Source organism: Pseudoalteromonas sp. Bsw20308 (assembly GCF_000310105.2).
Classification (GTDB): domain Bacteria; phylum Pseudomonadota; class Gammaproteobacteria; order Enterobacterales; family Alteromonadaceae; genus Pseudoalteromonas; species Pseudoalteromonas fuliginea.
This window is the reverse complement of sequence record NZ_CP013138.1, coordinates 879,430-892,973: the sequence shown is the minus strand read 5'-3', so window position 1 is coordinate 892,973 and position 13,544 is coordinate 879,430. Positions and strand designations below refer to the sequence as shown.

At 39.3% G+C, this 13,544-nt stretch carries 11 protein-coding genes; 1 reads left to right on the top strand and 10 read right to left on the bottom strand.

Translation table 11 applies throughout. The features are described from left to right. Positions 1-320: 320 nt before the first annotated feature. From D172_RS03805 to D172_RS03770, 10 genes are all read right to left on the bottom strand, one after another. Complete coding sequence (locus D172_RS03805) at positions 321-1,289, bottom strand: IS30 family transposase (protein ID WP_007377509.1); 969 nt, start codon at positions 1,287-1,289, stop codon at positions 321-323. A 79-nt stretch (positions 1,290-1,368) separates the two neighbouring features. Beyond that, on the bottom strand, positions 1,369-1,794 hold the full coding sequence (locus D172_RS03800; RefSeq protein ID WP_058230532.1) for a hypothetical protein: 426 nt from the start codon (positions 1,792-1,794) through the stop codon (positions 1,369-1,371). Continuing rightward, positions 1,784-3,295, bottom strand: coding sequence for an AAA family ATPase (locus D172_RS03795; RefSeq protein WP_007378842.1), 1,512 nt, complete (start codon positions 3,293-3,295; stop codon positions 1,784-1,786). Before D172_RS03795 ends, D172_RS03800 begins: the two co-directional genes overlap by 11 nt. A gap of 162 nt (positions 3,296-3,457) precedes the next feature. Beyond that, positions 3,458-3,595 (bottom strand): hypothetical protein, encoded by a 138-nt coding sequence (locus D172_RS21560; protein ID WP_007378843.1) that lies wholly within the window; start codon positions 3,593-3,595, stop codon positions 3,458-3,460. Positions 3,596-4,174: 579 nt separating this feature from the next. Beyond that, entirely contained in the window at positions 4,175-5,773 is a 1,599-nt protein-coding gene (locus D172_RS03790; RefSeq protein ID WP_007378844.1) for a hypothetical protein, read from the bottom strand. 32 nt (positions 5,774-5,805) lie between these two features. Next, complete coding sequence (locus D172_RS21845; protein ID WP_007378845.1) at positions 5,806-5,934, bottom strand: hypothetical protein; 129 nt, start codon at positions 5,932-5,934, stop codon at positions 5,806-5,808. Positions 5,935-7,275: 1,341 nt separating this feature from the next. Next, entirely contained in the window at positions 7,276-10,167 is a 2,892-nt protein-coding gene (gene gcvP, locus D172_RS03785) for an aminomethyl-transferring glycine dehydrogenase (RefSeq protein WP_007378848.1), read from the bottom strand. Between the two features lie 161 nt (positions 10,168-10,328). Next, positions 10,329-10,718, bottom strand: coding sequence for a glycine cleavage system protein GcvH (gene gcvH / locus D172_RS03780; protein WP_002958029.1), 390 nt, complete (start codon positions 10,716-10,718; stop codon positions 10,329-10,331). A gap of 73 nt (positions 10,719-10,791) precedes the next feature. Beyond that, positions 10,792-11,874 carry a glycine cleavage system aminomethyltransferase GcvT gene (gcvT, locus tag D172_RS03775; protein ID WP_007378849.1) on the bottom strand — a complete coding sequence of 361 codons (1,083 nt, stop codon included), beginning with the start codon at positions 11,872-11,874 and terminating at the stop codon, positions 10,792-10,794. A gap of 98 nt (positions 11,875-11,972) precedes the next feature. After that, positions 11,973-12,572 carry a hypothetical protein gene (locus D172_RS03770; protein WP_007378850.1) on the bottom strand — a complete coding sequence of 200 codons (600 nt, stop codon included), beginning with the start codon at positions 12,570-12,572 and terminating at the stop codon, positions 11,973-11,975. A 126-nt stretch (positions 12,573-12,698) separates the two neighbouring features. Between D172_RS03770 and D172_RS03765 the strand changes: the two genes are divergently transcribed. Further along, positions 12,699-13,544, top strand: coding sequence for a LysR family transcriptional regulator (locus D172_RS03765; RefSeq protein WP_007378851.1), 846 nt, complete (start codon positions 12,699-12,701; stop codon positions 13,542-13,544).

The following is a 13,544-nucleotide window of genomic DNA, read 5'->3' as shown; positions in this document are numbered from 1 at the left end:
GGGGTGTTGTTACGCGTAATTATAGAGCTTAAAAGTATAATTTCAAGATATTTATAGTTTGGGCTGATATTGGTACTAAACAATTACTGAGGGGCAAACCATTATGTATATTGATACCAATCGGTGTAATGACTAAGTGCGTGTCATATTTAAATTGTTGCTCTAGCAATTGTGGGGATCCCTCAGGATTTGACCCCTTTGGTTTTTATTTTACTTGAAGAATTTTTTTACTTCTTTAACCCAAGTAGGTGTTACTTTTTCAAAATCATATTTTTCTGATATTTCAATATACGCGGATTCAAATCTGAAGTGCATAACGTTTAGGCGGCTTTAGCCGCCAAATGATCTTGCATCAATTTTGCAGGCGTTTCAAATCCAAGTGTCTTTCTCGGACGATTATTAAGTTGCTCAAGTACTGGTATAACTTGCGCTGGTGTTACCGCCTTAAAATCTGTGCTCTTCGGCCAATACTGGCGTAGTAATCCATTCGTGTTTTCATTCAATCCGCGCTCCCATGAGTGATAAGGGTGAGCAAAATAAACAGGAACACTTAATGCCTTTGTGATTTGCTCATGATAAGCGAACTCTTTTCCATTGTCAGCCGTGATGGTATGAAGCGCTGACCTATATGGCCTTAATAGTTCTATCGTCGCCGCAGTGACGGCTTGTGCTGTTTTGCCTGCCACCTGAGTTGATACAGTGAATTGGGTGACCCGCTCTACAATGGTAACAAGGGCGCCTCGATGGCCTTTACCTATGACGGTATCTATTTCCCAATCTCCGATACGGCCTTTCTCATCAACTATTTGTGGACGTTCTTCAATGCTAACGCGATTTTTTATTTGCCCTCGGTTTGTCTTACCATGACTGCGCTTGTGATATTTCTTACCGTGTCGGCGCAGATGTAGGTATAACTCACCACCTGCTTTTTTATCTTCCCAGATATATAGATAAATGCATTCATGACTGACAGATTGTTTATTTTCCTTGCGCAACCATCCCGTTATTTGTTCAGGACTCCACTTCTCATTAAGCTTCTGGGTAATTAAAGCCATCATTTCAAGTGTCATCTTAAGTGGTTTTCTTGCACTTCTTCGGCGAGACAAAGCCCGCTCATGAGCTTGTTTGTATCTGTAACCTCGCTTGCCTGTATTTCTAGCAAGCTCTCTTGAAATCGTAGATTGCGATAAATTAGTTAGCTCAGCAATACTTTGTTGCGTAAAACCGCTTTTCTTTAGAACAGCGATCTGGCATCTTTGCTCATAGGTCAGTTGTTTGTAATGTCTCATTGTAAAATCTCTTGCCGGAGAAAAAGCAGTTAGCTTATGAGCAACTGACCACTTAATCTAGTCAAAACAAGTTATGCACTTACAATTTGAATCTAGGATATTTATTTGCAAATAATATTTTATTTTCACCATTATTTATTTTAAAAAATATCTCTAGGTTAAAACTTCTGAAGTTTTCTCTAAAGTCACTATTTCCATTTTCATTTAAAACTTCTTCTATTTCATATGACTCATCATTAGTAAGCAGCTTTAAAGTTTCTCTAAATACTAAAGGGTTTAAAGATTGTTCAATATCCGTACTGTTAGTTATTTTATTATCTAATGTCAATAAACTAGTCTTGCTATGTGCACCTTCATTACACAGCCTCTTTATGGTTAAATTAGGAAAACCATTATTTATTTCCTCACAACGTTGATTATCAGTATCGACAATACAATAAACTTTACCCTCTGGCTTATCTTCTGAGATCGGTGTGGAAAGATATTTATACAGTCTAATTACCATTTTTTGCCCCCCCCATCGGGAGTATTCTCAATTTATTATTTTTCACTTCATTTTCAAAAAAATATTCAAAATAAATTTTTTCACTTATGCCTTCACAAATAATCCAGTTATAAGGTTCTTTACTACGGAGTGAATAGAAGATAGATTGAACTAGATCGTAGGTGCTTTTCAGAACGAAATTTTCAGGTAAATTAAACCGAGAATTTTCACAATCTTGTTTCACTTTAGCTTTGTAATCGTATAGATCGTAAGTTTCAAAGCTGATTTGTTTATTATTATTTATAAAATGACCGTAGCCTTCACTAACTACAGGAAGAAAACCATACCAATGAGTTGTAATTAAAATTTGATTATTCACTGATATTTCTTTTAACTTTTCAAACTGGTCATAACATAGAGCCGTATGTAAAGAGTTTTCAGGCTCATCGATAGCAATAATAACCATATTCTCACGATCTATATTTCTCAATAGAAACGCATAAACAATATTGATAAGAGCTTGTCTCTTTTCTCCTGCGCTTAACTCGCTAACTTTAGTTAAGCCTAAACTACTATTTTTATTTAGTATTCTTTTTTGAAAATAAACCTCTAGAATTTTATTTACAAGGTCATTTTTAGTGACTCCATTATTTCTATCTTGACCTGTATGATAACAATACTCTTCATTTAAAATAGTTTCTATTTCTGATACAAACGCATCAAGCGTCTGATTTATACCATCTTTCCTAGTCAGATTAACTTCCTGTAAAGATTTTTCAATTTCAGTCTTAATTTTTTTATCAAATATTTTTTGCATTTCGACTGTTTCTATTTTTGTAAAGCTTTCAACATCAAGCTCTACAGGAAAGTATACATATGCATAAATAGATTTTAGTTCGGCGAAAAACTTTCTCCAGTCTTTAATTAAAAGTTCTTTTTTTAATCTATCTTTCAACTCTATAATTTTTAATTTTCTTTCTTCTTCCGGTAGTTCCAATGTACTTTCTTTCTCATCCAGCATGTGTAATATAAATGACTCGGAACCCTGAAAGCTAGAGAAGTAAGGTTTAGGTAATACATCATTATCAATGATAGATTCACCAACAAGCATTAAATAATAATCATCGCTAGTATAGCCATCGTTTATTAACTGCTCTCTGATTGAGAAAAACTCATTAATAGGACCGCGAATCCTCCTAAATGAGTCTACCTTTTTTATATTCCAGAAATATTGACTAACTTTCTCAAACTCTTTTTTTAATCTAGAAACCTTAGTCTTTTCAATTAAAAATATAGGAGCTACAAATGCTTCATTTCCCGTTGTCTTAATACCATCCTCTAATGCACTTTTGTTTATTGGGTATGGTTTATTATTAAAATATGAGTCTAAAGCTTCAAGAATCGAGCTTTTACCTACACCATTTTCACCAACATATGAAACAAACTTGTACTTGCTACCAATTGGTACAAAAGTTATACCTTTATAAGCTTTAATGTGCCTAATAAACAAGCCGATGATCATATGACGAGAACCCCAAAGAAAGTAATGTTATTAATTAGTTATATATTTATAAATACATTATATAAAAAGCGCATAAAAGACCATAGGCAATAATATTTAAATAACTAAATAGACGTGTTACAGAACCAAAGGAATCGAAAATTTACTACATACATTAAAATATTAATCGATAGATATTGCACTTTGATAAAACCAAGCACCAATCTCACGTCTAACACCCTTCCCCGTCATCACGCCCTGAAAATAAGCAATTGATGAGTAATTCATTTCATGGATGAAATGAAAGCCATGCTTGCACATGGATGTGCTTTCATGGCGTTTACGTTCACATCAATTGTGCATTGAAGGATTAAGCGTGATGCTCGGGTGCGCTGAGAGCGTCCAGAGAGGGACCAGCGGCAGCCCCTCTTTGGCTGCCGTCGCCAGCGCGACAAAACCTTGAATAAGGTTTCTAATCATTAGAAAGTACCAAATGTATTCGCGTTATCTGTAATAGTAACTCCAAGTACCTATTCAAATACTTATTCGGGCTATCGCCCGCGCGTCTGCAAGCTGTTCGCCAACAACAGTTAAACACCTTTTGGGCTTCGCCCAACACGCCAGCAAGCTGTGCGTCTACAATGTTTAAACACACACAAAAGCCGTTGCATTGCTGCAACGGCTTTTATAATTTTGATAAATTTTCAAACTATAATGGAACTTACTACCCATTAAAGGTCAAAAAATTAGTCTGTGTGTGGTTGTTGAATATAGTTTGCAACTGGCACATATTATAACTCAATAAGTTAGGTTGGGCTTTTTTCAAATAAAAAATGCAACTATAGCGTTAATCTATTTCTCTTCCTCGCACTCGTTCTAAATAAAGTTTGCAACTAAGATTTATAGTTGAGCGTACTGCATATTATGATTACCCATTAAATTGTACAAACTTTTCAAATTACCTTCTGACTCTGGGTCATCCCAACCTCTCAACCACCTTACTTTGATACCCAAATATTGTGCCCAAGCCACTGCTTTTTTCATTTCTTTAAATTTACCATTTTTAGCGCATGACTCTATGTACTGGTTAACAAGCGGATATTGATTCCGACCAGCGCTATACTTAGCCTGATTAAACGCTTGCTCATAATACATATAAGATTTTTCGAATGATTTATGATGGTAGTAATAATTTGCATAACACCAATTACATAACCACCCCAAAACATTATCAAGCTCAGCTTGCTTCAATTTATTATGATAATTATCGATGTTATCCAAAGAATCATAGCTATTCTTGAGTAACATACCTTCATTAAGCAACTCGATAAATTCTGATGGTATCTCTTTTATAGCTGGAGTTAATGCCAGTTGTGTTAGTACTTGGTGACCAGTAAAAGAGCCAACATGAGCTAAAACTAATTTAGCCTTTTCTATTTTGTTTAATTCTTGAAAAGATTCATGCACTATATAACTTTGTAATACCTCAGTACCGTGCCCAATAGCTAATCCATAATGCTCCCAATGCTTAGAAACCTCATAAAAATAAAGCCGATTAATATCAACTTCACTAGTTAAACCAATAGATTTTTTTAAACCCTTTATTGATTTATCTAACTTTGAATTTATGCGGTATAACCTACCAGATTGACCTTTAACATGATCAATGCAACTAATTAAAAATTCACGACCAAAATTACTTTCCAGTTTTCTAAAACAATAAGAAGAAACCCGCCCAATAAATAAGATTATTTTTAAGCGCTGCTTTTCTGATTTACTAAGTAACCTTCTCAAAGAGCCATTAGAAGGACACTCCAACAACGACAATGAATATTCCAAATTATTAAACAGTGAGCTAATGCTTGGAATTTGATCAGTTGTGCTCCAATGCTGAGCATTTTCTAAATTCTGATTTGCTCTGTAATCATCCACACTTTTATCAGGGTAGTGAAATGATGATTGGCTAATAGATAAAGACTCATAAATGAGTTGCCATGCTTTCCTTAATGGCCAGTTAATATTTTGCCCTTCAATATCGGGCAAAGCCCATACTTTTAAGTTTGGTAGATTGAGTTTTGAGGCTGGTACATTTATTTTTAAATAGTTCTTATAAAAAGAAAGTAAAACCCGATCTAATAAATATTGTCGGATAAACCATTTTGAAGAGTTTCTTTTATTGAGATATGTACCATCATCAGCTAAAACACTTTTATAGCTGGCGAGCAGCTCTTCAACAGCTTCCAATACCATAAAAATAACTCTCTCTTCACCTAAAGCACTTTCAAGCAATAATCTAAGTGAATCAATTAATTCCTCAAGCTTACCATCAATTTTCGAGCTTTCGTCAGCCAAACGTTTTAACTTGGTTTGCAGCTTTTTCTTGTTGCTCTCGCTCAAGAATGCATTACTTCTATCCTTTTGTGCCAGAAGCCCAGTAATATTAAAAATCTCACGAACGAGCTCACCTATAGTAGGGAATGTAGCTTTATTATTTTCCATTTAAATAAAGGGCCTCAAGGGCCCATTCCTTATTATTTTTTGCCACTTTTAGGAGCAGCATTACCTCTATCTCCACCTGATTTATTGCCTGTAGTAGATGGCCAGTTACCACCAGGGCCTGGATGACTAGAAGCGGGTTTTGATGAATTTGGTTTTGACATAATAATAACCTCAATAATTAGTTAAAAAAATAAAAACAACACCTCAGCGTTGATTCGACTAAAACTATAACTATTCAATTAAGTTCTGACTTCAGGCATTTTGGAAACAAAAAAATAACTAACCAAGAACATCAACATTTCAAAATTCATATGTATAAATTATCTATCCCTTGGCAAAGGCTTCACCTCTATCTTCCTCACTCAAATTAAGACTTGATTACAGTCTTTGTAAAGGAGTTAAATCTCGCCTTCATACATTAAAGTATTAGCTGATAAATATTGTATTTTGCTATGACCAAACACCAACCTCACGTTAACACCCTCCTCCGTCATCACGCCCTGAAAATAAGCAATTGATGAGTAATTCATTTCATGGATGAAATGAAAGCCATGCTTGCACATGGATGTGCTTTCATGGCGTTTACGTTCACATCAATTGTGCATTGAAGGATTAAGCGTGATGCTCGGGTGCGCCGTGGGGTTCCAAGGGGCGGTCGGCGGTAGCCGCCCCTTGGTTGCCGCCAGCAATCTGGCAAAAAACCTTGAATAAGGTTTTTTAATGTAGGTCGCGGATTTATCCCGACAATATATGTAAGTTAGCAAATTTGAAAACAACATATTTACACGCAATAACACAGAATTTCAAACAAGCTCTGTAAGTTAAATTCACTATTTCGCCCTAAAGGACGACCTACAATTTAAATCAACCTCGTAGGATTTCGTTTCACTCTACCCAGCCTATGCAATTTGTGTTGAGGAAATACAGAGGGTCAGGTCTTGTTTCTTGCCAAGACCAAACACCAACCCCACGTTTAACGCCCTCCCCCGTCATCACGCCCTGAAAATAAGCAATTGATGAGTGATGTCGCGCATGGATGCGCGATAAGGCGAAACTAGGCCATGGATGGCCTATCTTCGCCGTTTACGTTCACATCAATTAATTATTTGAAGGATTAAGCGTGATGCTCGGGTGCGCTGAGAGTGTCCAGAGAGGGACCAGCGGCAGCCCCTCTTTGGCTGCTGTCGCCAGCGCGACAAAACCTTGAATAAGGTTTCTAATTTCTAGAAGTACCAAACGTATTCGCGTTATCTGTAATAGTAACCTCTAGCACCTATTTAAATACTTATTCGGGCTATCGCCCGCGCGTCAGCAAGCTGTTCGCCAACAACAGTTAAACACCTTTTGGGCTTCGCCCAACACGCCAGCAAGCTGTGCGTCTACAATGTTTAAACACACACAAAAGCCGTTGCATTGCTGCAACGGCTTTTATAATTTTGATAAATTTTCAAACTATAATGGAACTTACTACCCATTAAAGGTCAAAAAATTAGTCTGTGCTCTTAGTCGCGATAAGTCTCAACCGCAGGGCATGAACATACTAAGTTACGGTCGCCGTATACGTCATCTATACGTGTAACCGTTGGCCAGAACTTGTTTTTAGCCACTGCAGGCACTGGGAATGCAGCGTAAAAACGGTCGTACGCGCGGTCCCATTCGTTACCTAATACGTCGCCTTGTGTATGCGGTGCAAACACTAGCGGGTTGTTTTCGATTGACCATTCGCCAGAGATTACTTTTTCAATTTCGCCTTTAATCGACACCATTGCTTCGATAAAACGGTCAATCTCACCTTTTGATTCAGACTCAGTTGGCTCAATCATTAATGTGCCAGCTACTGGGAACGACATAGTTGGTGAATGGAAGCCGTAGTCTTGCAAGCGCTTAGCTACGTCCATTTCAGTAATGCCTGATAGCTCTTTAAGCGGGCGTAAGTCAACAATACATTCGTGAGCAACACGGTTGTTACGGCCACGGTATAAAATTGGGAAGTGCTTGCTTAGCTCATGCGTTAAGTAGTTAGCATTAACAATGGCCATTTCAGTGGCTTGTTTTAAGCCCTCTGAACCCATCATGGTGATGTAAGCCCATGAAATAGGTAAAATAGCAGCTGAGCCGTAAGGCGCTGCCGATACCGCACCGTTACCGATGTTAGTACCTGGTACGTTAATTACGCTATGGTTTGGCATAAACGGCGCAAGGTGTGATTTAACACCAATTGGGCCAACACCTGGACCACCGCCACCGTGTGGAATACAAAACGTTTTATGCAAGTTTAAGTGCGATACGTCTGAGCCAATAAAGCCTGGGCTTGTTACACCAACTTGCGCGTTCATGTTTGCGCCGTCCATGTAAACTTGGCCGCCGTGCTCATGAATAATGTCACAAATTTCGCGAATTGTTTCCTCGTATACACCGTGCGTAGACGGGTATGTGATCATAATGCACGATAAGTTTTCAGACACTTCCTCAGCTTTCGCTTTAAGGTCGCTCATGTCTACGTTACCGTTTTTGTCGCAGTTAACTACCACAATTTTCATGCTCGCCATTTGCGCTGATGCAGGGTTAGTACCGTGCGCAGAGCTTGGAATTAAACATACATTACGGTGTGCATCGCCGCGTGACTCGTGGTATTTACGAATCGCGATTAAGCCTGCGTATTCACCTTGCGCGCCAGAGTTTGGCTGTAGTGATACTGCATCGTAACCGGTAATGTTTACTAACCAGTCGTGTAGCTCGTTAATCATTATTTGGTAACCCTCTGCTTGATCTAGCGGGCAGAATGGGTGAAGGTTTGCAAACTCAGGCCACGTAATTGGGATCATCTCAGCAGTCGCGTTTAGTTTCATGGTACATGAGCCTAACGAGATCATTGAGTGATTAAGCGATAAGTCTTTGCTTTCTAGTCGCTTAATGTAGCGAAGCATGTCTGTTTCGCTGTGGTAGCTGTTAAAGTTTGGATGCGTTAGTACTTCGTCGTCACGTACTAAACTTGCAGGGATTGACTCGCTGCCATTTGCTTCAACGTCTGCTGCAATAGCGTCAACACTTAGGCCATGGCCTTCGCCTAAAATAATATCGAATAACTCAGTAATATCGGCGCGTGTTGTTGTCTCTGATACCGAAATTGAGTACTCGCCTTCGTGATTTGTTGCAAAGTTTACGCCTTTTGCAATTGCACGCGCTATTACGTCGTCTTTGCTATCGCTTACTACTGTTAGCGTATCAAACCAAGTGCTGTGCTTAAGTGCGATGCCTTTAGCTTTAAGGCCACTTGCTAAAATATCAGCAAAGCGATGTATACGCTGCGCGATAGTTTTTAAGCCTTGTGGACCGTGGTATACCGCATAAAACGCTGCCATATTGGCAAGTAATACTTGCGCTGTACAAATGTTTGAGTTGGCTTTGTCGCGGCGAATGTGTTGTTCGCGCGTTTGCATTGCCATACGTAGTGCGTCGTTACCTAAACGGTCTTTAGATACACCAATAATACGACCTGGTAATGAACGCTTGTATGCGTCACGTGTTGCAAAAAATGCAGCGTGTGGACCGCCGTAACCCATAGGTACGCCAAAACGCTGAGCCGAACCAAGTACTACGTCTGCGCCTAGCTTACCCGGTGCTTTTAATAGTAATAAACTCATTATGTCGGCAGCAACACAGGCAATGGCCTTTTTGCTTTGCACGCCAGCAATTAGGTCTGTTATGTCTACCACTTCGCCTGATGTAGTTGGGTATTGGAACAATGCGCCAAAAATGTCGTGGTTTACGGCATCTTCTGCTTTACCTACAATTATTTCAAAACCAAACTGCTCGGCACGCGTTGTTACTACGTCGATAGTTTGTGTGTGTACGTCGTCGGCAATAAAAAAGGCATTGGCTTTTTTAGCTTTTGATACGCGTTTTGCAAGGCCCATAGCCTCTGCAGCGGCTGTTGATTCGTCAAGTAGTGATGCACTTGCTAAATCAAGACCAGTTAAATCTAGGGTCATAGTTTGGAAGTTTAATAATGATTCTAAACGCCCTTGTGCAATCTCCGGCTGATACGGTGTGTACGCTGTATACCAACCTGGATTTTCTAGTACGTTACGTAAAATTACGTGCGGTACGTTAGTTGGGTGGTAGCCTTGGCCAATGTACGATTTGAAAACTTTATTTTTGCTTGCTACTGATTTTAAGTAGCTTAGTGTTTCAACTTCAGTACGGCTTTGTCCAACTGTTAGCGGTTGCTCTAAGCGAATGCTAGCCGGTACAGTTTGGTCAATGAGCTCTTGCACACTCGATACTTCTAAAGCACTTAGCATATCGCTTACTTGTGCTGGGCTTGGCCCAATATGGCGGCGAATAAAATCTTGCTTTTGCTCTAGTTCTTCAAGAGATTTGGCGTTTGACATGAATCCAGATTCCTATGATCCTAAATGCTAATGGGTAACTAGCATTAATTAAAATATTTGACGATTTAACAGCTCACTCAGTATGGGGTTGTGCGCTGTAAAATCATAAAAGCCCCATTTTTATACATTAAACGGGGCTTTTAGTTATCTACAAAAAATGATTATTCTTCGTCGATAGTGTGCGAGTAACCTTCAGCGTCTAATAAGTTATCTAGCTCAGACTCGTCAGATGCTTTAATACGGAATAACCAACCGTCGCCGTAAGCGTCGTTGTTTACTGTTTCAGGTGAATCTTCAAGTTCTTCGTTAATAGCAACAATTTCGCCACTGATCGGTGCGTAAATATCTGATGCCGCTTTAACCGACTCTGCTACTGCACAGTCTTCGCCGGCGTCTACTTCGTCGCCAACTTCTGGTAATTCAACAAATACCATGTCGCCAAGAAGTTCTTGTGCATGCTCAGAAATACCAACAGTAAATGTACCGTCGCCCTCGTTACGAACCCACTCGTGTGAAGGTGCGTATTTTAACTCGCTAGGAATGTTGCTCATTTTATTTGTCCTTTGGTTTATATTGGGAGGATACCAATCAAAATAATGATTGTGATTGGTATAACCAAATTATTTAAATTATTGATTTACCGTTACGTACAAAGCTAGGCTTTACTACTTTAACGTTTACTAATTTTTTACGCATTTCTACTTGAGCTGTATCGCCTGTTGAACGTGGTACACGTGCAAGGGCTACACTAAAACCAAGTGTTGGTGAGAAAGTACCTGAGGTAATAACCCCTTCACCACCATCAACAATTACTTTTGAACCGCTACGCAAAACGCCTTTTTCTTCAAACACTAAGCCAACAAGTTTGTCAGTGCTTTTTTCTGCGCGTTGCTTAACAAGCACGTCACGACCAATAAAGTCGCGATCTTCTGGTTCCCATGCAATGGTCCATGCCATGTTAGCTGCAAGTGGTGATACGCTTTCGTCCATATCTAGGCCGTAAAGGTTCATACCTGCTTCTAAACGTAGCGTGTCGCGTGCACCTAAACCAGCAGGCGCTACACCTGCGTCTACCAGTTGTTGCCATAAATCGGCTGCTTGGTCGTTCGGTACTACTATTTCGTAACCGTCTTCGCCAGTATAACCCGTTGTGGCAATAAATAAATCACCTACTTGAACACCAAAAAATGGCTTCATACCTTCAACAGCGGCTTGTTGCTCAGCATTTAAAAGAGTGGCTGTTTTTGCTTTAGCGTTAGGGCCTTGTACTGCAATCATTGCAAACTCTGGGCGCTCTGTAACAGTGACGTCAAAGTCGCTCGATATGTTAGCTAAATGCGCTAGGTCTTTTTCGCGCGTTGCTGAGTTAACAACTAGGCGGTAAAACGTTTCGCTAAAGAAATAAATAATTAAGTCGTCTATTACACCGCCTTGCTCGTTAAGCATGCCTGTGTAAAGCGCTTTACCTGGTACGGTTAATTTTGCAACGTCGTTAGCTACTAGCTTACGTAAAAATGCTTTTGCTTGAGGCCCTTCAATATCAACAATAGTCATATGTGATACGTCAAACATACCAGCGTCGGTACGCACGCTATTGTGTTCTTCTATTTGTGAGCCGTAGTTGATTGGCATTTCCCAGCCATGAAAATCAACCATTTTTGCGCCCGCTTCTAGGTGCTTAGCATGTAGTACAGTTTTAGAAGTCATAACATTCCTTCACGTTTAAATTAACCCTGTTTAGGGCGTGGCTTAAATAGATATAAAAACAGGCAAGCATTGTTATGCTTACCTGTTGTTTGTATTCGTTATGCGGCTTCACTATGCATAAGTGCAAAACCTTGCGCTTGCATGTAGCTTTGCCATTTTTGTAATTCTTGTTGTTTAGCGACTAATACAAAGTGTTGTTCGTCGTTATTATCAATGGCGGTAATAAATACATCACCGCTTTGTGCACCGTAACAAAGTTGCGCGTCAGAAAGGCGCAAACCTGGTGTTAATTTAAAAGCATTTACTAGGGTGTCAAATGCATTGCTACCGCTTAGAGTAAAAGTAGCTAGGTCGGTTCGCATTACATAATCGATATCAAAACGAAGTTGTTGCTCATTTATAAGCGCTTGTAATTGAAGGCTTGCGCTGTGTGGCAGTACGAATCTAAACGCAGTTTCACTAAAGTAATAAACAGCAAAGCTGTAGTCAGAATTATAGTCGCCATCAAGCGTGCCTTTTAAGCCTAAACCGCTGGCGGTAAGCTTAGTTAAATCAAGGCCTAAAATAGAACTTAAAAATACACTGGTTTCGGTGCCACTAAAATCCATTACAACATTGCTGCTGTTTGCTTGCAAAGCGTTAGTAACCGCACTACTTGCGTTGCTGTGGCGGGCAAACATTATTGGGTTAAAAGTCATAACAAACACCTGTGTATTTTCAATGCTAAAAGTATATTGCGCGAGGTGTGTAACAACAAATTGTAATTATTTATCAATTGATAAATAATACTTATATATATAGCCATATAAATTGCAATTATAAATATGAAAAACATATCAACCGACAGTTTACGCACCTTTGTAATGGTAGTTGAAGTAAGTGGTTTTGCTAAAGCAGGCGACTTACTTGGCCTATCGCAACCTGCGGTAAGCCTACAAATAAAACGTTTAGAAGATGTGCTTGGCTATAAACTATTTAAAAAACAAGGACAGCGCCAAGTATTAAACCAGTACGGCGAGCTATTACTGCCTATGGCAAAACAGATGATGCAACACAACGATGCTATTTTGCAGCAGTTCACCTCAGAAAACATTGCAGGTAAAGTGCGCTTAGGTATTCCGAGCGAATTTGCGGCGCGTATTTTACCCTCAATTATTGGCGACTTTGTGGCACTCTACCCAGAGGTGTCGTTAGAAGTTAAATCGCGTTTAAGTAAACATTTGCTTTCGGCCTCAAGGCAAGATCAGTTTGATTTAGTGCTGGCGCTAAATGAGCGTCTCAGCTCTGAAAAATTCCCTATTTTTATGCAAGACAAACTCGTATGGGTAGGCGATTTATCACTTGCACAAAACGACGTGGTTACGCTAGTTACCGCACCAGAGGGGTGTATTTATCGTCGCCGTGCTACTGATGCATTAAAAAGTGCAGGTATAAAATACCGAATTGTCTATAGCAACGCCGATTTAACCGGTCTTATTGCCGCGTTAAAAGAAGGCTTAGGTATTACGGTACTTGCTAAAAGCACAGTACCGAGTGAACTTAACTATCAAGTTCAAACCAAGCATTTACCTGCTCTTGGTAATATTGGTATTAGTTTGGTTAAAAGTTCGGGCGAGTCGGAAAATGCAGTAGATAAACTTGCTGAGTTTATCGCACTACGTTTAGGCTAA

What these genes read in the sequence shown, in the direction of transcription:
- D172_RS03765 (WP_007378851.1), top strand. Translation starts at nt 12,699, where the DNA reads ATGAAAAACATATCAACCGACAGTTTACGCACCTTTGTAATGGTAGTT.
- gcvH (WP_002958029.1), bottom strand. Translation starts at nt 10,718, where the DNA reads ATGAGCAACATTCCTAGCGAGTTAAAATACGCACCTTCACACGAGTGG.
- D172_RS21560 (WP_007378843.1), bottom strand. Translation starts at nt 3,595, where the DNA reads ATGTGCAAGCATGGCTTTCATTTCATCCATGAAATGAATTACTCATCA.
- D172_RS03800 (WP_058230532.1), bottom strand. Translation starts at nt 1,794, where the DNA reads ATGGTAATTAGACTGTATAAATATCTTTCCACACCGATCTCAGAAGAT.
- D172_RS03805 (WP_007377509.1), bottom strand. Translation starts at nt 1,289, where the DNA reads ATGAGACATTACAAACAACTGACCTATGAGCAAAGATGCCAGATCGCT.
- gcvP (WP_007378848.1), bottom strand. Translation starts at nt 10,167, where the DNA reads ATGTCAAACGCCAAATCTCTTGAAGAACTAGAGCAAAAGCAAGATTTT.
- D172_RS03790 (WP_007378844.1), bottom strand. Translation starts at nt 5,773, where the DNA reads ATGGAAAATAATAAAGCTACATTCCCTACTATAGGTGAGCTCGTTCGT.
- gcvT (WP_007378849.1), bottom strand. Translation starts at nt 11,874, where the DNA reads ATGACTTCTAAAACTGTACTACATGCTAAGCACCTAGAAGCGGGCGCA.
- D172_RS21845 (WP_007378845.1), bottom strand. Translation starts at nt 5,934, where the DNA reads ATGTCAAAACCAAATTCATCAAAACCCGCTTCTAGTCATCCAGGCCCT.
- D172_RS03770 (WP_007378850.1), bottom strand. Translation starts at nt 12,572, where the DNA reads ATGACTTTTAACCCAATAATGTTTGCCCGCCACAGCAACGCAAGTAGT.
- D172_RS03795 (WP_007378842.1), bottom strand. Translation starts at nt 3,295, where the DNA reads ATGATCATCGGCTTGTTTATTAGGCACATTAAAGCTTATAAAGGTATA.